The sequence below is a fragment of the Janthinobacterium agaricidamnosum NBRC 102515 = DSM 9628 genome, assembly GCF_000723165.1.
Lineage (GTDB): Bacteria > Pseudomonadota > Gammaproteobacteria > Burkholderiales > Burkholderiaceae_D > Janthinobacterium > Janthinobacterium agaricidamnosum.
The window spans coordinates 3,584,173-3,607,472 of sequence record NZ_HG322949.1; the positions used below are offsets into that span (position 1 = coordinate 3,584,173).

General features: G+C 63.7%; 12 protein-coding genes. 2 read left to right on the forward strand and 10 right to left on the reverse strand.

What is annotated here, in order from left to right:
- Nucleotides 1-26: 26 nt before the first annotated feature.
- The gene (locus GJA_RS15245; protein WP_038493686.1) at nt 27-2,177 is read left to right on the forward strand and encodes a TonB-dependent siderophore receptor; all 2,151 of its coding nucleotides are present in this window, start codon (nt 27-29) and stop codon (nt 2,175-2,177) included.
- 21 nt (nt 2,178-2,198) lie between these two features.
- On the opposite strand, the gene GJA_RS15250 is transcribed toward GJA_RS15245, so the two are convergent.
- Together GJA_RS15250 and pnuC are read right to left on the reverse strand one after the other, a co-directional pair.
- The gene (locus tag GJA_RS15250; RefSeq protein ID WP_038493689.1) at nt 2,199-2,711 is read right to left on the reverse strand and encodes an AAA family ATPase; all 513 of its coding nucleotides are present in this window, start codon (nt 2,709-2,711) and stop codon (nt 2,199-2,201) included.
- Nucleotides 2,708-3,361 carry a nicotinamide riboside transporter PnuC gene (gene pnuC, locus GJA_RS15255; protein WP_038493692.1) on the reverse strand — a complete coding sequence of 218 codons (654 nt, stop codon included), beginning with the start codon at nt 3,359-3,361 and terminating at the stop codon, nt 2,708-2,710. Before pnuC ends, GJA_RS15250 begins: the two co-directional genes overlap by 4 nt.
- Nucleotides 3,362-3,627: 266 nt before the next feature.
- Between pnuC and GJA_RS15260 the strand changes: the two genes are divergently transcribed.
- Entirely contained in the window at nt 3,628-4,626 is a 999-nt protein-coding gene (locus GJA_RS15260) for a hypothetical protein (RefSeq protein WP_038493695.1), read from the forward strand.
- Between the two features lie 91 nt (nt 4,627-4,717).
- On the opposite strand, the gene GJA_RS15265 is transcribed toward GJA_RS15260, so the two are convergent.
- The 8 genes from GJA_RS15265 to sppA all read right to left on the reverse strand — a co-directional run bounded on the left by GJA_RS15265 (nt 4,718) and on the right by sppA (nt 23,256).
- Nucleotides 4,718-6,856: a S46 family peptidase gene (locus GJA_RS15265; RefSeq protein ID WP_038493698.1), complete on the reverse strand. Its 2,139-nt coding sequence runs from the start codon at nt 6,854-6,856 to the stop codon at nt 4,718-4,720.
- 83 nt (nt 6,857-6,939) lie between these two features.
- Nucleotides 6,940-9,081 (reverse strand): sensor histidine kinase, encoded by a 2,142-nt coding sequence (locus tag GJA_RS15270; protein ID WP_081905435.1) that lies wholly within the window; start codon nt 9,079-9,081, stop codon nt 6,940-6,942.
- The gene (locus tag GJA_RS15275) at nt 9,078-11,693 is read right to left on the reverse strand and encodes a chemotaxis protein CheB (RefSeq protein WP_081905436.1); all 2,616 of its coding nucleotides are present in this window, start codon (nt 11,691-11,693) and stop codon (nt 9,078-9,080) included. The genes GJA_RS15270 and GJA_RS15275 overlap by 4 nt, the downstream gene beginning before the upstream one ends.
- 115 nt (nt 11,694-11,808) lie before the next feature.
- On the reverse strand, nt 11,809-13,206 hold the full coding sequence (locus GJA_RS15280) for an efflux transporter outer membrane subunit (protein ID WP_038499997.1): 1,398 nt from the start codon (nt 13,204-13,206) through the stop codon (nt 11,809-11,811).
- Nucleotides 13,207-13,214: 8 nt separating this feature from the next.
- Nucleotides 13,215-16,424, reverse strand: coding sequence for an efflux RND transporter permease subunit (locus GJA_RS15285; protein ID WP_038493700.1), 3,210 nt, complete (start codon nt 16,422-16,424; stop codon nt 13,215-13,217).
- Nucleotides 16,421-19,534, reverse strand: coding sequence for an efflux RND transporter permease subunit (locus tag GJA_RS15290; protein WP_038493703.1), 3,114 nt, complete (start codon nt 19,532-19,534; stop codon nt 16,421-16,423). Before GJA_RS15290 ends, GJA_RS15285 begins: the two co-directional genes overlap by 4 nt.
- A gap of 34 nt (nt 19,535-19,568) precedes the next feature.
- Nucleotides 19,569-20,975, reverse strand: a complete 1,407-nt coding sequence (locus tag GJA_RS15295; protein WP_038493705.1) for an efflux RND transporter periplasmic adaptor subunit — start codon at nt 20,973-20,975, stop codon at nt 19,569-19,571.
- Between the two features lie 388 nt (nt 20,976-21,363).
- Nucleotides 21,364-23,256, reverse strand: a complete 1,893-nt coding sequence (gene sppA, locus GJA_RS15300; protein WP_038493708.1) for a signal peptide peptidase SppA — start codon at nt 23,254-23,256, stop codon at nt 21,364-21,366.
- Nucleotides 23,257-23,300 lie beyond the last annotated feature (44 nt).

Here is a 23,300-nt window from a genome sequence, read left to right on the forward strand (position 1 = left end):
CACGCCGATATGAAACAAGAGCAGCCATGTCCATTATTTCCACACCTAATTTATCGATCGCCGCCTTGGCAGTGCTGCAGGCATTTTCCGCGTCCGCCGCGCAGCCAGCCGCCGCCAATGGCGACGCCAATGCCGATACCGCCATGACCGAAGTGCTGGTGACCGGCACCAGGATCGCCGCCGCCAACCGCGCCTCGGTGGCCGGCTTTTCCGATGCGCCGCTGTTGCAGACGCCGGCCTCGGTCAGCGTGCTGACCCGCGAACAAATGCAGGACCTGCAAATCCGCTCCGTCAGCGATGCGGTTCAATACGACGCCAGCATCAGCGACGCGTATAACGCGGTCGGTTACTCGGAGCAATTCTCGATCCGCGGTTTTGCGCTGGATAATAATTCCAGCTACCGCAAGGATGGCCTGGCGATTCCCGGCGATACCCAGATTCCGCTGGAAAACAAGGAGCGCATCGAAGTCTTGAAAGGCTTGTCGGGCTTCCAGTCGGGCATCGCGGCGCCGGGCGGCATCGTCGATTTCATCGTCAAGCGCCCGACCGCCACGCCGCTGCGCACGGTCACCGTGGAAACCCGCGAACGCGGCACGCTGTATGGCGCGCTCGATGTGGGCGGCCGCTTCGAAGACACGCGTTTCGGCTACCGTATCAACGTCGCGGCCGAACGCCTGCGCTCCTACATCAAGGGCGCCGACGGCAACCGCAAATTCATTTCCGGCGCGTTCGACTGGCAAATCTCGCCACAAGCGCTGCTGCAAATCGACGCCGATTATCAAAAGAAATCGCAAGTGACGGCGCCCGGTTTCCAATTGCTGAACGGTACCACGCTGCCGACCGGCATCAAGGCCGACAATATGCTGAACAAGCAGCCGTGGAGCTTGCCGGTGCAAACCAGCAGCAGCAATATCGGGCTGCGCTTCCAGTATCAATTCAACCCGGAATGGCACGCCACGCTGTCGGCCAACCGCCATTCGTTCAAGCGCGACGATTACACCGCCTTCCCTTACGGTTGCAGCGCGCAAAACCTGTTCCCCGGCTTTTGCGGCAATGGCGATTACGACGTCTACGATTACCAAAGCCTGGGCGAATCGAAATCGCCGCTGGCTGGCCAGGCTGTAATCCAGGGTAAATTCGCGACCGGCGGATTGCGCCACGATTTCAGTGCCGGCCTGTCGTATTTCCACCGCCGCGACGACGCCGGCAACTATCTGTACGAGTATGCGGGCGGCAGCAATATCTATCAGCCGGTGATCGTGCAGCCGACCGGCCTGAGCTCCGGCCCGGTGCGCGAAGTGCGCAATGAAAAGGAAAGCGCCGCCTTCGTGCAAGACATCCTGCACTTGTCGGGCAACTGGACCTTGCATGGCGGCCTGCGCTACGTGCAAACCGAGCGCAGCCAGTATGTGTTTAAAAGTGCCTCGCAAGTCAGCGAGCCGCAGAAGGATTTCCTGCTGCCAAACTTTGCGCTGGTCTATAACCCGCTCGACAATGTGTCGCTGTATGGTGCGTATTCACAGGGGCTGGAACATGGCGGCGTGGCCTCGGTCACGGCCAGCAACCCGAATGCCGTGCTCGACCCGAACCGCTCGAAACAGGTGGAACTCGGCGCCAAGGCCGACCTGACGCCGGAACTGATGGTCGCGGCCAGCCTGTTCCAGATCCGCAAGGGCCTGGAATATATCGACGCAAGCAATACCTTCGTCAGGCATGGCGTGATCCAGCACCGCGGCCTGGAATTGTCGGCGCAAGGCAAGGCCAGCCGCGACCTGTCGATCGGCGTCTCGGCGATGGCGCTCAACAGCCGGCAATCGGGCACCGGCGACGACACGATCGACGGCAAGCGCTTGCCGAACGTGGCGGCGTTCAAGTCGTCGGTGTACGCCGACTACAGCGTGCCGCAAGTGGCCGGCCTGAAGCTCAACGCGACCTGGCAGTATTCCGGCAAAAAAGCCTTCGACAATGCCAACCAGGTATTCGTGCCGGCCTATCATGTGGCCAACCTGGGCGCGGCCTACGCCACCCGCATCGGCGCCACGCCGGCCACGCTGCGCTTTGCGATCAACAATGTATTCGATAAATTCTACTGGCGCGACGCCGCGCCGGACTCGGGCGGCTACCTGTTCCCGGGCGCCAGCCGCACCTTCAAGGCGTCGGCCCAGTTCGACTTTTAAGCAGTTGTTACAAGCAAAGCATCAAAGCAGGCTGGACAGCAATTGCCCGGCCTGTTCCATACGCCGTTCCAGGCTGCCGTCCACCATCAGGTAGGGAATCTGCCGCCGCGCCAATTCCAGCAATAATTGGCGGTGGATGGCCTGGCGCACGCTTTCCGATTCGCGTTGCAAACCATCGGCCACCCACGGGCTGTCGGGCGCCGTCACCAGCGTCGCATCGTAGCGGCTGCTCGCAGTCAGCGCCGCCAGTTGCCGGTCGGCGCCGCCAAAATAAAAACCGCTGTAGATCGCCGTCATCAATGGCGTGGTGTCGCAAAACAGGAAATCCCTGGCGGACGCCTCGGCCAGCCGCTCGCGCTCGAGCTGCATGCTGGCGATGAAAAACTGGTCGCTGTCGAACGGCACGCGCTGCCGGGTTTCGACAAATTCGCGCAGGTATTCCGGCACCCAGACGGTGTCGTAACGCTGCGCCAGCGCCGCCGCCAGCGTCGATTTGCCGGACGATTCGGCGCCCAGTATCGCAATCCGCTTCATTTCAAGACCATCGCATCCGGCGCCGCGGGCGCGGCCTTTTTCCAGGCCAGCAAGCCGATCACCGCCATCGCCACGAACACCGCGTACAGCAGCGCCGTCAGGGTCAGGTTTTTATACAGGTACAAGCCGACATACAGCAGATCGACGACGATCCACACATGCCAGTTTTCCAGCTTCTTGCGCGATAGCAGCAACTGGCCCAGCAAGCTGCCGGCCGTCAGGAAACCGTCGGCATGCGGCACGTCGGTATCGGTCCAGGTTTTCAAGAACCACGACAGGATCACAAAGCCGGCCAGCCACGCGCCCGCCGACCAGCCCCAGCCGCGCAGCGACAAGCGCGTCACCGGCAACGGTTCCGTGGCGGCATTGCCGGCGCCAGCAAACAGCCACTGGTACCAGCCCCACACGGACACGGCGATGAACACCAGTTGCAAGCCCATGTCGCCATACAGCCGCGATTCGTAAAACACCAGCGCGTAGGTGGCCGACGAAATGATCGAAAACAGCCAGGCCCAGTGGCACTGGCGGATGTTGAGCAGCACCGTGATCAAGGCCAGCACAAAGCCGATCAATTCCAGCGGCGTGGTAGCCAGGCCCATCAGGGCCAGCGGCGCATTGACAAAGCCGAGGAAGGCGAGCGTATCGTTCATGAAATAGGCGAAGGTGGCAACGGCAATTCCTGGCCGCCGCCTGGATGGATGGCTTGTGCGCAGGTGCGGCAGTATGCGAGTTTTCGCGTCAACATGCAAGATGTTGCAATGTGTATCAAAGATGCTGCACTTTAATTAATTGAGATTAAAAATAAACAATAATAATAGATGGAAAGATTTTTATATGGCAATATTATTCAGAGTAACAAGATTGCTCAATCATCTATCCGCAACTCCAGTACAAATTATTTTCCTTAGGAATGTTCATGCGTAAATTCGTTTTCGTGGCGGCAGCATTGGTCAGTGGCAGCGCGCACGCCGATTGGGTGCCGAAGTTTATCAGCCAGGACAATGTCGTCACGGTTAATCTTGGCGGCGGCACCTTGTCTTACCGGGAAGGCAGGAATGATACCAGCAGCACACTGTTCTCCGTGTCGGCCGACATGCGCAATATCCAGCCTAATTTGCAGCAAAGCCTGAACAATGTCATGGCGCAAGAAGCCGGCAAGAACGGCGTCAAGTTTCTCGACGGCACATTAAGCGGCAATCTGCACGCCAGCCTGCAACCGCAGGCTTCCGGCGTGGTGTTCATGACGCTGGACGGGATTAACTACCAGGCCCGCAACAGCTATTCCGGCAAAAAATTCGGCGTCATCAGTTTTACGTGCGTCAATACCGCCGCGCTGAATAATATGTCGATCACCGGCCAATACGGCGCGGTCGGCGGCGCACTGATCTCGGACCAGGTCGGCATGACCGGCAATCCGACCTCCTCCACCGACTGCGATTCCAATCTGTCGTGGATCTTGCCGGTGGTCGGTTCATGGATCATCAACAAGGCCGAAGGCGCCATCGATAGCCGTATCGCCGATGGCGTCAAAGGCGCGATGAATGGCGTCAAGGATAAATTACTCTTTGGCCGTGACCAGAACTGGCTGGTCGGCCTGAACCGCCTGGTTCCACCAGGAAAAACGGTCACCTTGCCGGATGGCCGGACTTTCCCGATCGGCCAATACATCAATGACAACCTGCAATACCTGATTGCGAATAGCCGGATGGATATCCAGCTCGGCACGGGCCTGGATATCAAGGGTGTGCGCGGTATTTCAGAACCGCAGCAAGAGAACTATGCCGCCAACCTGGTCACCATTTCGATTAATTCGCCAGCCCTTGCATTTTCCGTGCAATTGCGCGAAGAAGCGCGCGTGCAGTGGAAATGGCAATGCCAGATCGGCAATCCGAGCAAGATCTGCCCGATTCCTTGACGCGCTTGCGATCACAAGCCGGCGACAACAAAGCCGCGGCGCCATCACTGGCGGCCGCGGCTTTTTTTGACTGCGCTGCTTCGGAGTGCGCTTATTTACGCGGATACTTGATCGTCATTTCCTTGAGCACATTATCCGCATGGTCGACTTCTTTCATGACCCATAGCATGTAGCGGATATCCAGGTGGATCGCGCGCGTGATGGCGGTGTCGAAGTACCAGTCCTTGGTGATCGACTCATAGGTCGAATCGAAGTTCAGGCCGATCAGCTCGCCATTGCGGTTCATCACCGCCGAACCGGAATTGCCGCCGGTGGTGTCGGCGCTGGTCAGGAAGTTGACCGGCACGGTGCCGAGCAGCGTATCCCTGAACTGGCCGTAACGTTTGGCCTTGATGGCTTCGAGCAAGGCTGGCGGCGCCTCGAACGGCGCCTTGCCGGTGTATTTCTCGACGATGCCTTCGACTGTCGTGAACGGACCCTTGGTGACGCCATCGCGCGGCGCATACGGCGCCACCGTGCCGTAGGTGACGCGCAGCGTCGAGTTGGCGTCGGCATACACCGGCTTGCCTTGCGATTTCTTCCAGGCGATCACCGCTTGCATGTATTGCGGAATCACGCGCTCCAGGTTGCCGTTGACTTCCTTGCGGCGGTTTTCGAGCACCAGGCCGACCGTGTTCAGCTTGATCGCCAGCTTGATGAAGGCATCATCCGACTTGGCCATCCCGGCCAGGTCCTGGTCCATCCAGGCCAGCCGCGTGCTGGTGTCGGCCAGCTGGGTGTGCTGGTACAGCGCGGCCACGCTGTCCGGCGCCGGCAGCAAGCCGTCCAGTCCTTGCGGATGCCGCTTGGCCGCCAGTGTAGCGTAACGCTGCAAGCCGCCGATGAAGCGCGCCTGGTCGACCTTGCCGACAAACGATTGTTCCAGCCGCGCCAGACGGGCCTTGATGAAGGCCAGGTCGCGTTCCTGGTAGCCCGATGCGCGCTGCTGGTTCGGTTTCTGGCGCTCTTGCGCCAGGCGGTACAGCGTGCGCGCGCTTGTCAGCAAATCGCTGTTGGTGGCCACCGACCAGGCGAACTCTTCTTCGCTGAGCGCCATGTCGGACGCGATCACCGCATCCAGGTCGGCCAGCAAGGCCGGCGACTGGCCCGGCTGGCGTACGTACCAGGCGCGGAATTCGGCGTCCTGCACATCCTTGATCGCGGCGATATCCTTGCGCGCGAAGCCTTCCAGCAAGCCCTGGGTTTTCTTCAGCACATTGCTGCTGCTCTTGACCACCTTGGCGTAACGCACGTCGGCGGCCGCATCGCCGGCGGTGGCGCCGGCAATCACGGCCAGGTCGGCTTGCAACTCAGCCACTTTGAGCGGGAACATCACATCGCGCGCGGCGCGGATCTCGGCCGGCAGCTTGTAGCGGCTGGTGCGTCCCGGGTAGCCGGCCAGCAAGATCGGATCGCCGGCCTTCAAGCCCGCCGCCGACACCACCAGGAAGTCTTTCGATTTGTACGGCACATTGTCCGGCGACGGATCGGCCGGACGGCCATCCTTGCCGACGTAGGCACGCAGGAAGGCATAGTCGCCGGTGTGGCGTGGCCACTCGTAATTGTCGACGTCGCCGCCGTAATTGCCGATCGTCTCGGACGGCGCATACACCAGGCGCACGTCGCGTATCATCATCTGGCGGATCCGGTAGTATTCCAGGCCGCGGTGGAAAGCCGGCACCGAGCAGCGGTACATCTGGTCGGTTTCGCATTCGGCGATCAGCGCCTTGATGCGCTTCTCCACTTCTTCATGGCGCGCGCTGCCGGACATCACCGAGCTCAAGCCCTTGAGCACGCGGTCGCTGACGTTTTCCACCTTGTCGGTGACGTAGATCAGGCTGTTGGGGCCGCCCGGTAACTCTTCGGCGCGGGTCTTGGCCAGGAAGCCATTGCTGATGTAATTGTGTTCAGGGGTCGCATTGCGCTGGATCGCACCGTAGGCGCAATGGTGGTTGGTCACCACCAGGCCGGCGTCGGAAACGAACGAGGCCGAGCAGCCGCCCAGCGAGACGATGGCGCTCATCGGATGCTTGCCCAGGTCGGCCAGCTTGTCAGCCGGGATGGCGATGCCGATGCGCTTCAATTCGGTTTTCAGCTCCGGCAACTGGTATGGCTGCCACTGCCCTTCATCGGCATGCGCGCCGGCAAAGGCGCCGATCAAGGCAATCGGCAAAACAATGTATTTAAACAAAATAAATCCCTTAACAAAAAAACAGGCGCAGTATATCTCCTATTAACGTCGTCAGGGGCTTTTCTCGGCCAGCGCGCCTGGTCTCAAGCGGCGCCAGCCTCCGGCAATGGAATCCGCATGCTCAGGCAGCAACCTTCGCCATGACCGCCGGCGCCCAGTGCCGGGGCGCGGCCGGGACCGACGATAAACTCGCCGCCCAGCGCGCTGACCCGTTCGGCAATGCCGATCAGGCCGAAACACTGTTTCTTGCCGCGCTGTTCAGGCGTGATGCCGATGCCATCGTCGGAAATGAGCAGGCTCAAGCCGTCGGCGTCCAGGCTCAGCTCGATTTCCGCACTGGAAGCGCGGGCGTGGCGCGTAACGTTGCTGAGCGCTTCTTGCACGATGCGGAACAGCACGATGGCGGTGGCGCTGCCGACCGCGCCGAAAATCGCTTCATCGCGCACTTTCAAGCGGCAGGCGATGCCGCTGCGCTTGTTAAAATCCTGGATTTGCCACTCGATCGCCGCCTGCAACCCCAGGTCCAGCGCCATCGGCCGTAATTCATTCATGATGCCGCGCACGCTTTTGATGGTGGTGTCGACATTGTCGAGCACCGCCGCGACGCGCCGGTGCAAGCGTGGATGGGATTGCTCGGTGCGCGCGCCCAGCATCGAGATATCGATCCGCAGCGCCAGCAGGTTTTGCCCCAGCTCATCATGGATATCGCGCGAAATGCGTTGCCGCTCGTCTTCCTTGGCCGTCTCCAGGTGCAGCGCCAACTGGCGCAACTGGGCATGCGACTTCAACAGCGCGCTTTCCATGCTCTTGCGTTCGGTAATGTCGGTATGCGACACCACCACCCGCAAAACGCCGGCCTCGGAAAAGCGGCTGACCTTGGCTTGCGACCAGCGCGGTCCGGTATGGGTCAGGAATTCGTATTCGACAGTGAAGGTGTCCAGCGCACCACGGCAGACGCTGCGTATGCCGGCCGCCAGGTCGTGGCCGGCCCCGTGCTGCCAGCGCGGATCGGTTTCGCAATGGCGCAGATAATGAATTTCTGTGCCGACATGGCCAGCAAACGCATAACACGCCTGGTTGGCGTACACCACGGCGCCGCTGTCGTCGAGCACCAGCACGCGGTCCGACAGCGAATCGATGGTCGAGTGAAAAAAACGCTCGGCCTGGCGCAGCGCCACTTCGGCCCGTTCGCGTTCGGCGATTTCCTGTTGCAGCAACTGGTTGGCTTGCAGCAATTCGGCGGTGCGCTCGATGACCCGCACATCCAGTTCATGGTGCAATTCGCGCAGCGAGGTTTCCGCCAGCTTGCGTTCGGTGATATCGGAAAACACGCCGACGAAATTGGCCACGCCGCCCTCCGGCGTGCGCATCTGGGTGATCGACAGCCATTCGACGTAGCGTTCGCCGCTCTTGCGCCGGTTCACCAGTTCGCCCTGCCAGCTGCCGTCGCGCGTCAAGCCGGTCCACATATCGTGGTACAAAGGCGCCATGTCGCTGGCGCCGCCGAGGAAGGACGGATCGCGGCCGATCGCCTCTTCCGCCAGGTAGCCGGTGATACTGGTGAATGCCGGGTTGACCGAGATGATGCGGTTGGCGGCGTCGGTCACCAGCACGCCTTCCTTGATGCTGTCGAGTATCACAAAGGCCTGGCGCAACGCCGATTCGCGCACATCCTGGTCGCCCAGGTCGGTGACGATCATGCGCACGCTGCCGCCGTCCGGATCGACATTGGCTTCGATCCGCACCGCGCCGTTCGGCACACTGTCCGCCCCGTCGAACAAGCTGGTTTCCAGCACTTGCCGCACGCCGCTGTGATACACCGTGTCGATGAACTGGCGGAAGCGCGCCTGGCCTTGCGGCGCAATGAATTGCTCGAACGATAAATCCAGCAATTGCTGCTGCACCCGTTTCAGCAACGTTGCGGCAGCCACGTTGGCGCGCGAAATGCGGCCGGCCCGGTCGATCGAAAAATACGCCATCGGCGCCAATTCATACAATTGCGCATACATGGCCCAGCCGTTTTCAAACTCTTCGTTGATTTGCTGCAGTTCGGCCAGCGCGGCGCCCTGCATTTCCAGTTCGATCTGGCTGACTTGCAGTTCATGCCATTGTTTCAATACATCCTGATTCGACTTGCCCGCCATGATAGCTCTTTCGGAAAGCAGCACTTCCGCCTGTTCCCGCAAGCGCGCCGTATTCAAGGCAGGGTCGAATGCATCATTCATTTTTCGTTTTCCGTAGGTAACTGGCCCTGGGCTTGCATCAAGCGCCATTGCGCTTCTATTAGTTTTGATTCAGTAATATTAATGAACGTTACCACTACCCCGTCAATCACGTTTTCAATCGTGCGGTAGGGCATGATGCGCACGTTGTACCAGCGCCCGTTGCGGGTCGGCACCTGGCGCTCGGAAAACACCAGGCTGCGCATCACTTCCAGCGCATCGGTTTCCAGGTCGGGATAGTCGAGTTCGTGCACGATATCGCTCAGCGGACGCCGCAAATCGCTCTGGATCAGCTTGTAGATTTGCGTGGCCGGCGCCGTGAAACGGCGGATCCGCAAGCCGCTGTCGAGGAAAATGGTAGCGATGTCCGTGCTGTTGAGCAAGTTTTTCATGTCGCTGTTCACCAGCGATAAATCGTCGACTTTCGATTGCAGCTCGGCATTGACCGTATACAACTCCTCATTCAGCGACTGCATTTCCTCTTTCGAGGTGGTCAATTCCTCATTAGCGGACTGCAATTCTTCATTGGTCGACTGCAATTCCTCGTTGGCCGACTTGAGTTCTTCGCGCGAGGTTTGCATTTCATCGCGCACCGCCTGGATTTCCAGACGCGCCTGGGCCAGCTGTTGTTCCAGCTCCAGCACCTTCGGATTCGGCGAACGCCCGCTTTTCACTTCCGGCAACATCGGCGCGCTGGAAAAGGTCAGGAATACCATGCCTTGCAGGGATTCCGGCTGGGTCAGCGCTTCGGCGCTCAATTCCACGCCCTGCGACAAGCCGAGATGATCCTTGACCACCAGCCCCTTCAGGCGCACCACGCCCTCGGTTTGCAAGGCTTGCTTGATCAGGCCGGCCAGCTCGTAGCGCATGCCGTCGCGCGCCATCGCGTGGATATTCCAGTTGGCCTTGCCGGCCGCCGGTTCCAGGAAGGCGCCGGTGCGGCCATTGATGAACAGGATATCGCCATCCTGGTTTAGCAAGGCGGCAGCTGGAGAATATTTCTGGAGCAACAGTTGCTCGACATGGGATTGGATCTTGCCAGGCATAGTGGTCTCTCTCGATTCGCTGGGTGTAGGGGGGGACGCCGCCGACAGCTTGGTCGGAAAATAGGTCGGCAAGCGCTGCCGCGCCAGGTTATCGAGGCGCCGGTACAAACGGGTCGAGGTGGTCAGCGGCGCGAACAGGTCCGAAAAATGACCGGGCGTGTCTGCACTGCCCAGCAATAACAGCCCGTCGCGGTTCAACGCATAATGGAACAAGGGTATCAGACGCTGCTGCAACTTGACGTTCAGGTAAATCAGTAAATTACGGCAGCACAGGATATCCAGCTTGGTGAACGGCGGATCGGAAATCACATTTTGCTGGGCAAAGATGATGGTGTTGCGGATTTCCTTCTTGACGTGATAACCGTTTTTTTCAAACACGAAAAACCGTTTCAGGCGCTCCGCCGACACGTCGCTGTTGATATTTTGCGAGAAACGTCCCTGGCGCGCGCGGTCGATCGCATCGTCCGACAAGTCGGTGGCGAAAATCTGCAGCGAATACTTGGAGGGCGGATTGATCGCCGCCACCACTTCGCTGAACACCATCGCCAGCGAATACGCTTCTTCGCCGGTGGAACAGGCCGGTATCCACGCCTTGAAAGCGCCCCCTTCGGGATGCGACGCCAGCAGTTGCGGCAAGGCGACGATTTTCAAATAATCCCACACCTTGGAGTCGCGGAAAAAGCTGGTCACGCCGATCAGCAATTCCTTGAACAAGAGGTCGATTTCACCGGAATTGAGCCGCAAATACGGCACGTACTGTTCCATCGACTCCATTTGAAACAAACTCATGCGCCGTTCGATGCGGCGCAACACGGTATTCAATTTGTAGTCGCTGAAACTGTTGCCGGTATGTTCGCTCAACAAGGACATGATTTCTTGCAGCGAGTTCTTGTCGCTGGCGTCGTCGCGCAAGGCCAGGAAACTGCTGCGCGACAGATAGGCGATGATTTTTTCCGGCATCTTGTCCGGCAATTCCACCACATCGACCACCTCGGCGCTGATCGCGCTTTGCGGCATATGGTCGAACTTGGCCGAATCGGGCAATTGCGCCAGCGTCAAGCCGCCCTGCTCGCGGATCGCCTTCAAGCCCGCCGTGCCGTCGGCGCCCATGCCGGAAAACACCGCGCCAACCGCCAGTTCGCCGCGTTCGCTGGCCAGCGCCGTGAAAAACAGATCGATCGGCAAGCGGTGGCCGCGCTTGCGCACCGGCTCGCTGACGACAAAGCGGTTATTGGCGATGCCCAGGTCGGCATTCGGCGGGATCACATAGATATTATTGGGCCGCAACTCGGTCTGGTGCGTAATCTCCGCCACCGGGATGCTGGTGGCGCGCCGCAGCAATTCCGCCAGCATCGCCTTGTGGGTCGGATCCAGGTGCTGGATCACCACATACGCCACGCCGCTGGTTTGCGACACATTGGACAGGAAAGCGATGATCGGATCCAGGCCGCCGGCCGACGCGCCGATCGCCACCACCGGGAACAGTACCGGCGGCGTTTCCTTGGCGCGGCTGGCGCGTGGCGCGGCCGGGCGTTTAGCGGGAGCCTTGCTGCGCTTGATGCTGGTCATGGTGCAAACATCCGGTGTAGCCTGTAAAAAATGCAATTTCACATTTTACACGCGCGCCGCACCGGCCAGTCCCCAGCCTGCCGATTTAAGGCTAAATTCACGCTAAATATTCACACTATTGCGGCGCATGCCAGCCGCCGCCCAGCGCCTGGATCAGGAGCACCGCCGCGTTCTGGCGGTCGGCTTGCGACTGCACCAGCGCGCGGCGCGCCGACAAGGCCGTCACCTGGGCCGCCACCACGTCGGAATAACTGACCTGGCCGGCGCGGTAGCGGTTCAGCAATTGCACCTCGACTTCATCGGCCGCGCTGGACGCCTGTTGCAGGAACACTTGCTGTTCGTTCAGCACGCGGGTCGCCGTCAACTGGTCTTCCACCGCGCCGAAGGCGGTCAGCACCGTTTGCCGGTAACGCGCCACCGCGCCATCGTAGGCGGCCTTGGCCGAATCGACGCCCGCCTCGGTGGCGCCGGCATTGAAGATCGTTTGCGCGGCCGACACGCCGAGCGACCACAGGCTGTTCGATGCATTCAACAAGTCGCCGACCCGGCTCGCGCCGCTGCCGTAGGAACCGGTCAGGTTCAGGCTCGGAAAGTAGGCGGCGCGGGCGATGCCGATCTGTTCGTTGGCGGCCGCCACGCGGCGCTCGGCGGCGGCGATGTCGGGACGGCGCTGCAGCAGCGCCGAAGGCACGCCCGGCGGCACTTCCGGCACCACCACCTTCCACGGCGCGGCGGCCAGGCTGAACTCGGCCGGCGCCTTGCCCAGCAATAAGGCGATCGCATGTTCCAGCTGGGCCCGCTGGCGGGTCTGGGCCAGGCTGTCGTTTTGCGCATTGGCCAGCTGGGTTTGCGCTTGCAGCAGGTCCGACTTGGCGGCGATGCCGGCCTCGAAACGGTTGCGCGTGATGTCCAGCACGCGGCGGTAGCCGGCGATGGTTTGATCGAGCAGCGCCAATTGGGCGTCAGCCTGGCGCAGCGAAAAATAATTGGTCGCCAGCTCGCCCTGGGCCGACAAACGCGCCGCCGCCAGGTCGGCCGCGCTGGCTTGCGCGCTGGCCTCGGCGTTGCCGACACCGGCGCCCAGACGGCCCCAGAGATCCGGTTCCCAGCTGGCGCCCAGCGCCGCCTTGAAGTTATTACCGGTCTCCTGCACCGCATTGCCGCCGGAACGGGCGGCGCTGCCGCTCAGGCTGACGCTCGGGAACAGCCCGGCGCGCTGCTGGCGCACCAGCGCGCGCGCCTGCTGATACGCGGCGACCGAGGCGGCCACGTTCTGGTTCGAGATATCGATCCCCTCGGCCAGCTGGTTCAGCAGCGGATCGCCGAACAGCGTCCACCACGGCCCGCGCTCCAGCGCATCGGCCGGCGCGGCGGCGACCCAGCCCTCGGCTTCCTTGTACACCACCGGCGCGGCGGCGGCCGGCAATTGGTAGGCCGGGCCGACGGCGCAGCCGGCCAGCAGGATGGCGCTGGCCAGGGCCAGCAAATGGGGACGCAATGGAGTCGGATGCATGGTTTGTTTCATGATGGTGTGGCAGGCGCGCTGCCCTGCGGATCGGATGGATGGATGCGGCTCAGTTGCTGCTCGCCGGCGCCGCGGCGGCGCAGCTTGTCGAGCAGGATGTACACCACCGGGGTGGTCAGCAAGGTCAGCACCTGGCTGGCGACCAGGCCGCCGATGATGGCGATGCCCAGCGGCTGGCGCAATTCGGAACCTTCGCCGAAACCGATCGCCAGCGGCAAGGCGCCCAGCGCCGCCGCCAGCGTGGTCATCAAAATAGGCCGGAAGCGCAGCAGGCACGCTTCGCGCACCGCTTCCAGCGCACCCAGGCCGCGCGAACGCTCCGCCTCCAGCGCGAAGTCGATGATCAGGATGGCGTTTTTCTTGACGATGCCGATCAGCAGGAATACCCCGATCAGCGCGATGATCGAAAACTCCATCTTGAACAGCAGCAGCGCCAGCACCGCGCCGACGCCGGCCGACGGCAGCGTCGACAGCACCGTCACCGGGTGCACCAGGCTTTCATACAAAATGCCCAGCACGATATAGATCACCACGATGGCGGCCAGGATCAGCAGCGGCTGTTCCTTGTTGCTGTCTTGCGCGCTGCGCGCCGTGCCCTGGAAGCTGCCGCGCACGTTTTGCGGCATGCCGATGTCGGCCTCGGCCTGGCGCACCGCCGCTTCGCCGTCGCTCAGGCTGTAGCCGTCGACCAGGTTGAACGACACCGTGGTCGCCAGTTCCGCATCCTGGTGGTTGACCGAGGTCGGCGTCGAGCGTTCGGCGAAACTGCTGATCGCCGACAGCGGCACCATGGTGGTGGCCGCCGTGCTCAGCGCCTGGCCGCTGGACGGGTCGCGCAAGGCGGTGGTATTGACCGAGGTCGGCGCCGCCGTGCCCTTGGCCGGCACGTACACGTCGCGCAGCGCTTCCGGGCTTTGCGCATAGGCCGGCGCCACTTCCATGATCACGTGGTACTGGTTCAATTCGCTGTAGATGGTCGCCACCTGGCGCTGGCCGAAGCTGTTGTACAGCGCATTGTCGACGTCGCGCACCTGTACCCCGAGCCGGGTGGCGCTTTGCTTGTCGATGTCGACGAAGGTTTCCACGCCGTTCTCGGCCTGGTCGGTATCGACGTCGATCAAGGCCGGCTGGGTCTTCATGCTGTCGGCCAGCTTGCCGGCCCAGCGTTTCAGGTCGGCCGCGTTATCGCTCTTCAGCGTGTATTGATAGGTCGAATTGCTTTGCCGCCCGCCCATGCGCAAATCCTGCACCGGGTTCAGGAACAGCGACACGCCGGTCACTTTCGCCAGTTGCGGACGCAGCCGGGCGATCACCGCCTGGCCCTTGTCGCTGCGCTCGGACGCCGGTTTCAAATTGATGAACATGAAACCGCCGCCGGCCCTTGAACCGCCGGTAAAACCGACCACCGTGGCCACCGCCGGATCGGCCTTGATGATCTCGACCAGCTGGCGCAATTTGACTTGCATGGCCTGGAACGAGATGCTCTGGTCGGCGCGCAAGCCGCCGTTGATCTGGCCGGTATCCTGCTGCGGGAAAAAGCCCTTCGGCGCGGCCGAGAACAGGTACACGTTCAAGCCGACCACGAACACCAGGATCGCCATCACCAGCCAGACGCTGGACAAGGCCCAGTCCAGGCAATGCTCGTAACCGCGCAGCAGCGCCGCGAAACCCCGCTCGAAGGCGCGCGCGACGCGGCCTTGCGGAGCGTGTTCCTGGCCGGGTTTCAGCAGCCAGGCGCACATCATCGGCGTGGTGGTCAGCGAAATCAGCAGCGAAATCATCACCGCCGCCGACAGCGTCACGGCGAATTCGCGGAACAGCCGGCCGACCTGGCCGCCCATGAACAGCAGCGGAATGAACACCGCCACCAGCGACAGGCTGATCGACAGCACGGTGAAGCCCACTTCGCGCGCCCCCAGCAGCGCCGCCTCGAAACGGCTCATGCCGGCCTCGATATGGCGCGCGGTGTTTTCCAGCACCACGATGGCGTCGTCGACCACGAAGCCGGTGGCCACCGTCAGCGCCATCAGGCTCAGGTTGTTCAGGCTGAAGCCCAGCAGATACATCACGCCGAAGGTGCCCAGCAGCGACACCACGGTGGCTACCGCCGGCACGATGGTGGCGCGCACGCTGCGCAGGAAGGCCGACACCACCAGCACCACCAGCAGGATGGAAATGAGCAGCGTGACTTCGATTTCATGCAGCGACGAGCGGATCGAATTGGTGCTGTCGGTGGCCACCGACAGCTTGATGTCGGGCGGCAGCTGGGCCTGCAATTGCGGCAGCAAGGCGCGCACGCCGTCGACCGTGGCGATCACGTTGGCGCCCGGCTGGCGCGTGATCAGCACGATCACCGCCGGGTCGCCGTTGAACAGCCCCAGCGTATTGGTGTTTTCGACGCCGTCCTTGACTTGCGCCACGTCGTCGAGGCGGATCGCGGCGCCGTCGCGCCAGGCCACCACCAGGCTGCGGTAATCGGCCGCGCTGCGCCCGCCGGTGGCGGTGCTGGCGGCGGAATAAATCTGCAAACGCCGCTCGTCGCCCTCGATCGCGCCCTTGGGCCGGTTGGCGTTGGTGGCCTGGATCGCGGCACGCACGTCTTCCATCGACACGCCGTAGCGGTTCAGCGCATACGGCAGCAATTCGACGCGCACCGCCGGCAGCGAGCCGCCGCCCAGCTCGACGTCGCCGACGCCCTTGACCTGGGCCAGCTTTTGCTGCACCAGGTTCGACACCGCGTCGTACACCTGGCCCGGGGTGCGGGTTTTCGAGGTCAGCGCCAGGATGATGGCCGGCGCGTCGGACGGATTGGCCTTGCGGTAGGTCGGGTTGCTGCGCAAGGTGGCCGGCAAGTCGACCCGGGTGGCGTTGATCGCCGCCTGCACTTCGCGCGCGGCGGCGTCGATATTGCGGCTCAGGTCGAATTGCAGGCTGATGCGGGCCGAGCCGGTGCCGGAGCTCGACGTCATTTCATTGACGCCGGCAATCACCCCGAGGCGCCGCTCGAGCGGCGTGGCGACGCTGGTGGCCATGGTTGCCGGACTGGCGCCGGGCAGGCTGGCGCTGACCGAAATGCTCGGATAATCGACTTGCGGCAGCGGCGACACCGGCAGCACGAAAAACGCGCCGATGCCGGCCAGCGCGACGCCGATGGTCAGCAGCACGGTGGCGATCGGACGCCGGACGAAAGGGAGCGACAGGTTCATGCCGCGCTTCCGCCGTCGGTTTCCAGTCCGGCCCGCGCCTTGGCCCTGCGGCCGAAGCGCTGGCCCAGGCGGTCGAAGCCGAGGTAAATCACCGGCGTGGTGAACAGCGTCAGCAGCTGGCTGACGATCAGGCCGCCGAAAATGGCCAGGCCCAGCGGACGGCGCAATTCGGCGCCCTCGCCCCAGCCCAGCATCAGCGGCACCGCCGCGAACAGCGCCGCCAGCGTGGTCATCAGGATCGGCCGGAAGCGCAGCAGCGCGGCCTGGTGGATCGCTTCGCGCGGGCTCTTGCCCTGCTCGCGTTCGGCCTCGATGGCGAAGTCGATCATCATGATGGCGTTTTTCTTGACGATGCCGATCAGCAGGATGATGCCGATGATGCCGATCACGCCCAGGTCCTGGCCGCTGATCATCAGCGCCAGCAGCGCGCCGACGCCGGCCGACGGCAAGGTCGACAGGATCGTCAGCGGGTGGATATAACTTTCATACAGCACGCCCAGCACGATGTAGACGCAGACCACCGCCGCCAGGATCAGCCACAGCTGGCTGGACAGCGAGTTTTCATAGGCGCCGGCGGCGCCCAGGAAGGTCATGCTGACCGAGGCCGGCAAGTTGATGTCCCTGGCGGCCTGGCGGATCACATCGACCGCCTTGCCCAGCGCCACCCCGGAGGCGGTATCGAAGCCCAAGGTGGTGGCCGGATACTGCGCCACGTGGGTGATTTGCAGCGGCGCCTGTTTTTCGCTGATGCCGGCGATCGCCGACAGCGGCGTCGACTTGCCGGAACCGGTGCGCACCTGCAAATCGCCGAGCGATGCGACGGTGGTCAGGGTGCCGGGCTGCGCTTCCAGGATCACCCGATACTGGTTGGTCTCGGTGAAGATGGTCGACACGATGCGCTGGCCGAAGGCGTTGTACAGCGCGTCGTCGATGGCGGCGGCGGTGATCGACAGCCGCGACGCGCTGTCGCGGTCGATGCGGATGTCGGCCGCGGCGCCGGTGGCGCCGGCATCCGACACCACATTGCGCAATTGCGGCTGGCGCTTCAATTGCGCCACCAGCTTGTCGGACCATTCCTTGATGGTGGCGTTGTCGGCCGCTTCCAGCGACACCCGGTACTGGGTCGGGCCGGTTTCGGCGTCGATCGTCAAGTCCTGGGTCGGCTGCAGGTACAGCGTCACGCCGGCCACGTCGGCGACCCGGCTGCGCAAGCGCTCCATGATGTCGGCCTGGCCGGCGCTGCGCGAATTTTTCAGGTTGATCAGCATGCTGCCGGTATGCAGCATGGTGTTATTGGCCGCATCGACGCCGACCAGCGAACTGAGGGTATCGACGTCCGGGTCGGCCAGGATGGCCCTGGCGGCGGCTTGCTGCAAGTCGGCCATGCGCGCGAACGACACCGCCTGCGACGCCACCAGCCGCGCCTGCAACTGGCCGGTATCCTGGGTCGGGAACAAGCCTTTCGGGATCGCCACATACAGCAGCACGGTCAGCGCCATGGTGCCCAGCGCCACCAGCAAGGTCAGGCCCTGGCGCTGCAATACCCAGATCAGCGCGCGGTCGTAATGGCCGATCACGTTGTCGAAAAACGCCTGGGTGCGGCGGCTCAAGGCGCCCGGCTGTTCATCGGCGTGGCCCTTCAGCCAGCGGCCCGACATCATCGGCACCAGCGTCAGCGAGACCAGCGCCGAAATCAGGATCGTGATCGCCAGCGTGACGGCGAATTCGCGGAACAGCCGGCCCACCACGTCGCCCATGAACAGCAGCGGGATCAGCACCGCGATCAGCGACACCGTCAGCGAAATGATGGTGAAACCGATTTGCGAGGCGCCCTTGATGGCGGCCGCCATCGGGGTTTCGCCCTCTTCGATGTAGCGCGCGATATTCTCGATCATGACGATCGCGTCGTCGACCACGAAGCCGGTGGCGATGGTCAGCGCCATCAGGCTCAGGTTGTTCAGGCTGTAGCCCATCAGGTACATCACGCCGCAGGCGCCGATCAGCGAAATCGGCACCGACAGGCTGGCGATGACGGTGGCGCGCAGGCTGTGCAGGAAGGCGAAGATCACCAGCACCACCAGCAGCACCGACAGCAGCAATTCCATTTCGACGTGTTCGACCGAGGCGCGGATGCCGGTGGTGCGGTCGCTCAGCACGTCGACCTTCAGCGCCGCCGGCAAGCCGGCCTGCAATTCCGGCAGGCGCTTCCTGATCGCGTCGACGGTGGCGATCACGTTGGCGCCGGGCTGGCGCTGCACGTTCAGGATGATCGCCGGCTTCAGGCCGGACCAGGCGCCCAGCTTGACGTTTTCGGCGCTGTCGACCACCTGCGCGACGTCCGACAGGAATACCGGCGCGCCGTTCTTATACGACACGATCAGGCTTTTATAGTCTTGCGCGGTGAGCAGCTGGTCGTTGGCGTTGATCGAAAACGAACGGCTCGGGCCGTCGAAACTGCCCTTGGCGCTGTTGGCGTTGGCGCCGGTGATGGCGCTGCGCAGCGTGTCGAGGCCCAGGCCGTAGGAAGCGAGCGCCTTGGTGTCGCCCTGGATCCGCACGGCCGGACGCTGGCCGCCGCTGAGCGACACCAGGCCGACCCCGTTGACCTGGCTGATCTTCAGCGCCAGCCGGGTGTTGACGATATTCTGCACTTCGGTCAGCGGCATGGTGTCCGACGTGATCGCCAGCGTCAGCACCGGCGCATCGGCCGGGTTGACCTTGGCGTACACCGGCGGCGCCGGCAAGTCGGTCGGCAGCAGCGAGCCGCCGGCGTTGATCGCCGCCTGCACTTCCTGCTCGGCCACGTCGAGCGTCTGGCCCAGCGTGAATTGCAGCGTGATGATGGAGACGCCGGACGCGCTGGTGGAACTCATGCGCTGCAAGCCGGCCATCTGGCCGAACTGGCCTTCCAGCGGCGCCGTCACGGTTTGTCCCATCACTTCCGGACTGGCGCCCGGATACAGGGTTTGCACCTGGATGGTCGGGAAATCGACTTGCGGCAAGGCCGACAGCGGCAGGAACTTGAAGCCCACCAGGCCGGCCAGCACGATCGCCAGCATCAGCAGCGCGGTGGCGACCGGCCGCTGGATAAAAGGGCCGGACGGGCTCATCGCGGCGCACTCCCACAATTAGTAGTCAGGCGCTTCATTGCGCGGCACCTTGCGCCGGACGGCGCGGCGCGGCAGCCGGGGCGCTGGCCGGCGCGCTGGCGCCATCGGCCGGCGCGCCATCCTGGCGGTGGCGGCGGTGCTCGCCGGGGGCGGAGCCTTCGCCGGCGGCGCCGCCATGACGGCGGCCGCCACCCGTGCCCGCGCCGGCTCCGCCCCAGGCCGGTTTATCGCCCGGCAGCACCACCTTGCCGCCATCCTTCAAGCGGTCGGCGCCTTCGGTAATCACTTTTTCGCCCGCTTGCAGGCCGGTCTTGATCTGCACCTGGTCGGTGGTGGCCTGGCCGCGCGTGACGGCGCGCACGCTGACGGTGCGCTCGGCGCCGTTCAATACATACACGAAGTCGCCGCTGCTGCCGTGGCGCAGCGCGGTCACCGGTATCATCACGGCGTCCTTGATGGTGCGCAGTTCCAGCCGCACGTTGACGAACTGGCTGGGGAACAGCGTCGCCCTGGCGTTGGTGTAGCGGGCCTTGGCGCGCACCGTGCCGGTCTGCACGTCGACCTGGTTGTCCAGCGCCGAGAAGGTGCCGCTGTCGAGCGTGTCGCTGCGGGTGCGGTCCAGCGCGACGGCCGGCAGCGCGGCGCCTTCGGCCAGGCGGGCCTGCACCTCCGACACTTTATCTTGCGGCACCGCGAATTCGACGTCGATCGGCGACAGTTGCGTGACCACCGCGATGCCGGCCGTGTCGCCGGTGCTGACCAGGTTGCCGGCGTCGACCGCGCGCAAGCCGACCCGTCCGCTGACCGGCGCCAGCACCCTGGTATAACCGAGGTTCAGGCGCGCCGTGCCTTCGGCGGCGCGGTCGGTCATGACGGTGCCTTCCAGCTGCTTGACCAGCGCGGCCTGGGTGTCGACATCCTGGCGCGCGATCGAATCCTGCTTCAGCAGGGTCTGGTAGCGCTCCAGCGTCAGGCGCGCATTATCGAGCTGCGCTTCGTCGCGCTGGCGCTGGCCGGACGCTTGCAGCAGCGCCATCTCGAACTGGCGCGGATCGATCTGCGCCAGCACGTCGCCGGCCTTGACCATCTGGCCTTCCTTGAACAGGATCTTTTGCAGGATGCCCGACACTTGCGCGCGCACCGTCACGTTGGCCACCGGGGTCACCGTGCCGAGCGCATCGAGCAGCACCGGAATGTCGGCCTTGAGCGCCGTGGCGACGCCGACCGTGGTGGCCGGCCCGCCCCTGCCGCCGCCGAAACCGCCGGGCCCGCCCGGTCCGCCGCCTGCGCCGCGCGCGCCGGCCGCGCCGGTGGCTGGATGGGTCAGGTGCCAGGCCAGGCCGCCCAGCGCCGCCATGGCGGCCACCGCGATGATACCGCCGATGAATCTGGAGCGGCGGCTGCGCCGTGGAGAGGTGCTCTTAACAGTCTGCGAATCCATCGCTTATCCTTGTTCAGGCCGGAGCTGTCCGGCGATTCGATACCGGCCGGTTATGCCGGGGTAACAGTCATCTGGGCAGGCCACGCGCATCGGCGCCGCCATCGTCTGGACGACTCTAGCATAGTCATGTAAATAAATAGCGGGGCCATTGTTACAAACCGGGCCAGGAAAAAGGGCGATCGGCACGGCGCGGTCGCGCCGCGCATGGCGCCGCGATCCGGGCATGCCGGGGCGGCGCAGGAAGAATCAGGGATGCGGACGGGCCAGCAGTTGCACAAAGCTGGCCCGGAAACCGTTGACGGCGGCGGCAAGGCAGATACAAACTCGCTACAAATCTCTTGCCGCAACCCTTGCCAGGCAGCTCACGAATTGATAGCGGGCGGCCCTGTCAGCGCGAGCCGAGCGGCGACTCGCACAGGCAATGGGTCAGCGCCATGAACGGCCGGTGTTCGCGGGCCAGGCCGGACAGCCAGCTGATGTCGCCGGCGATGCCCAGCGCCGCGTCCGGCGGCAAGCCGCTGCCGGCCAGGCCCAGCTTGACGTGCTCCCCGAGGCTGGCCCCGATCGTGGCGCCCAGCGCCTGCGCCGCCGAACCGCCGACCAGGTCGATCAGGCGGTCGACCCTGGAGCCTTCGCGTTCGATGTAGGCGACCCGGTAATCGCCCTTCAAATGGGCGCGCCTGGCGGCCGAGGCGATCGCATCGCCGTAGCTGCCGATGGTGTCGACCAGGCCCCGGTCCTTGGCCTGCTGGCCGGTCCAGACCCGGCCCTGCGCCACTTCATTGATTTTTTCCGGCGTGGTTTTGCGCGCCTGCGCGGCCTTGCCGGTGAACTCGGCATACACATGGTTGATGCTGCTCTGGATCACTTGCGCAAAGCGCGGGTCGAGCGGACGCAGCGGATTGGTGGCGTCGCCCAGCCAGGTGGTCGGCGCGCCGGCCGTGTGGATGCCCAGCTTGTCGATCACCTTGTCGGCGGTCGGCAAGATCGCGAACACGCCGATCGAACCGGTGATGGTGCTGGCGTCGGCGATCACTTCATCGGACGACATCGACACCCAGTAACCGCCGGACGCGGCCACGTCGCCCATCGACACCACCACCGGCTTGCCGGCGGCGCGCGTCAACTCCAGCTCGCGCCGTATCAGCTCGGAGGCGAACGCGCTGCCGCCGGGCGAATCGACGCGCAGCACCACGGCCTTGATGCGGTCGTCTTCGCGCGCCTGGCGTATCAATTTCGAGGTCGACAAGCCGCCGATGGCGCCCGGCGCCGCATTGCCGTCGCCGATTTCGCCTTCGGCGACCACCACGCCGACCGCGTCGCCGGTGTAGCTGCTGCGCTGGCGCGCCAGGTAATCGCCGAACGCCACCTGGCGGAAGCTCTTGCCGTCGTCATCCGGGGCGCCGCGCTTGATCATCAGCTCGCGGACCTGGTCGAGCGTCTTCAAGCCGTCGACCAGTTTGGCATTCACGGCCAGCTTGGCCAGGTCGCCATTGGCCGCCGCGATCAGCGCCGGCAAATCGTCGATGCCCTTCATGATGGCGCCGGCCGGCAGCTTGCGCGCCTTTTCGACTTCGCCGGTGTAGGCCGACCACAGCGCGTTGTTCAGGTAGCTTTCCGCTTCGGCCGCGGCGCTCGACGGGCCGTTGGCGATATACGGTTCGGCGAAGCTTTTATAGGTGCCGACCTTGAGCAGGTTGACCGTGACGCCCAGCTTGTCGAGCGCATCGCGGTAGTAATTGCGGTAGCGGCCGAAACCTTCCAGCATCACGCCGCCCATCGGGTGCACAAACACTTCATCGGCGTGCGCGGCGACCAGGTATTGCCGCTGGTTGTAGCTGGAACCCCAGGCGGTGACTTTCTTGCCGCTGGCGCGGAAGCGGTCCAGCGCGGCGCCGACTTCGCGCAGCGAGGCCAGGCCGCCGCCCTGCAAATCGTCGAGGATCAGGACGGCGCCGCCGATACTGGCGTCCTTGCCGGCCGCGTCCAGCACTTTCAGCACGTCGCGCAATTGCACTGTTTTCTTGCCGTCGCCGCCGATATTGGCCAGCAGCGCTTCGCGCGCGCCGCCGGGATGCTGCTCGACCAGCTGGCCCTGCAGATTGAGCACCAAGGTGGTTTTTTGCTGCAACGGCTTCAAGCCGCCGCCGAATATGCCATACACGATGGCCAGCACGATCAGCAGGAAGATCAGGTTGAACACGAGGCGCCGGCTAAAATCGAGCGCGCGCCAAAAATGGCCAAAACCGCGGCGCAGCGGCGGAAACGGGTTGAGTGACATGAGGACTCCGTAGTGGTTGGCGGACAAAGTAGCAATTCATTTGC

Bases quoted from the DNA above. Each gene is read 5' to 3' on its own strand.
- GJA_RS15260 (WP_038493695.1), top strand. From the start codon at position 3,628: ATGCGTAAATTCGTTTTCGTGGCGGCAGCATTGGTCAGTGGCAGCGCG.
- GJA_RS15270 (WP_081905435.1), bottom strand. From the start codon at position 9,081: ATGAATGATGCATTCGACCCTGCCTTGAATACGGCGCGCTTGCGGGAA.
- GJA_RS15285 (WP_038493700.1), bottom strand. From the start codon at position 16,424: ATGAACCTGTCGCTCCCTTTCGTCCGGCGTCCGATCGCCACCGTGCTG.
- GJA_RS15290 (WP_038493703.1), bottom strand. From the start codon at position 19,534: ATGAGCCCGTCCGGCCCTTTTATCCAGCGGCCGGTCGCCACCGCGCTG.
- GJA_RS15295 (WP_038493705.1), bottom strand. From the start codon at position 20,975: ATGGATTCGCAGACTGTTAAGAGCACCTCTCCACGGCGCAGCCGCCGC.
- GJA_RS15250 (WP_038493689.1), bottom strand. From the start codon at position 2,711: ATGAAGCGGATTGCGATACTGGGCGCCGAATCGTCCGGCAAATCGACG.
- GJA_RS15275 (WP_081905436.1), bottom strand. From the start codon at position 11,693: ATGACCAGCATCAAGCGCAGCAAGGCTCCCGCTAAACGCCCGGCCGCG.
- GJA_RS15245 (WP_038493686.1), top strand. From the start codon at position 27: ATGTCCATTATTTCCACACCTAATTTATCGATCGCCGCCTTGGCAGTG.
- GJA_RS15280 (WP_038499997.1), bottom strand. From the start codon at position 13,206: ATGCATCCGACTCCATTGCGTCCCCATTTGCTGGCCCTGGCCAGCGCC.
- pnuC (WP_038493692.1), bottom strand. From the start codon at position 3,361: ATGAACGATACGCTCGCCTTCCTCGGCTTTGTCAATGCGCCGCTGGCC.
- sppA (WP_038493708.1), bottom strand. From the start codon at position 23,256: ATGTCACTCAACCCGTTTCCGCCGCTGCGCCGCGGTTTTGGCCATTTT.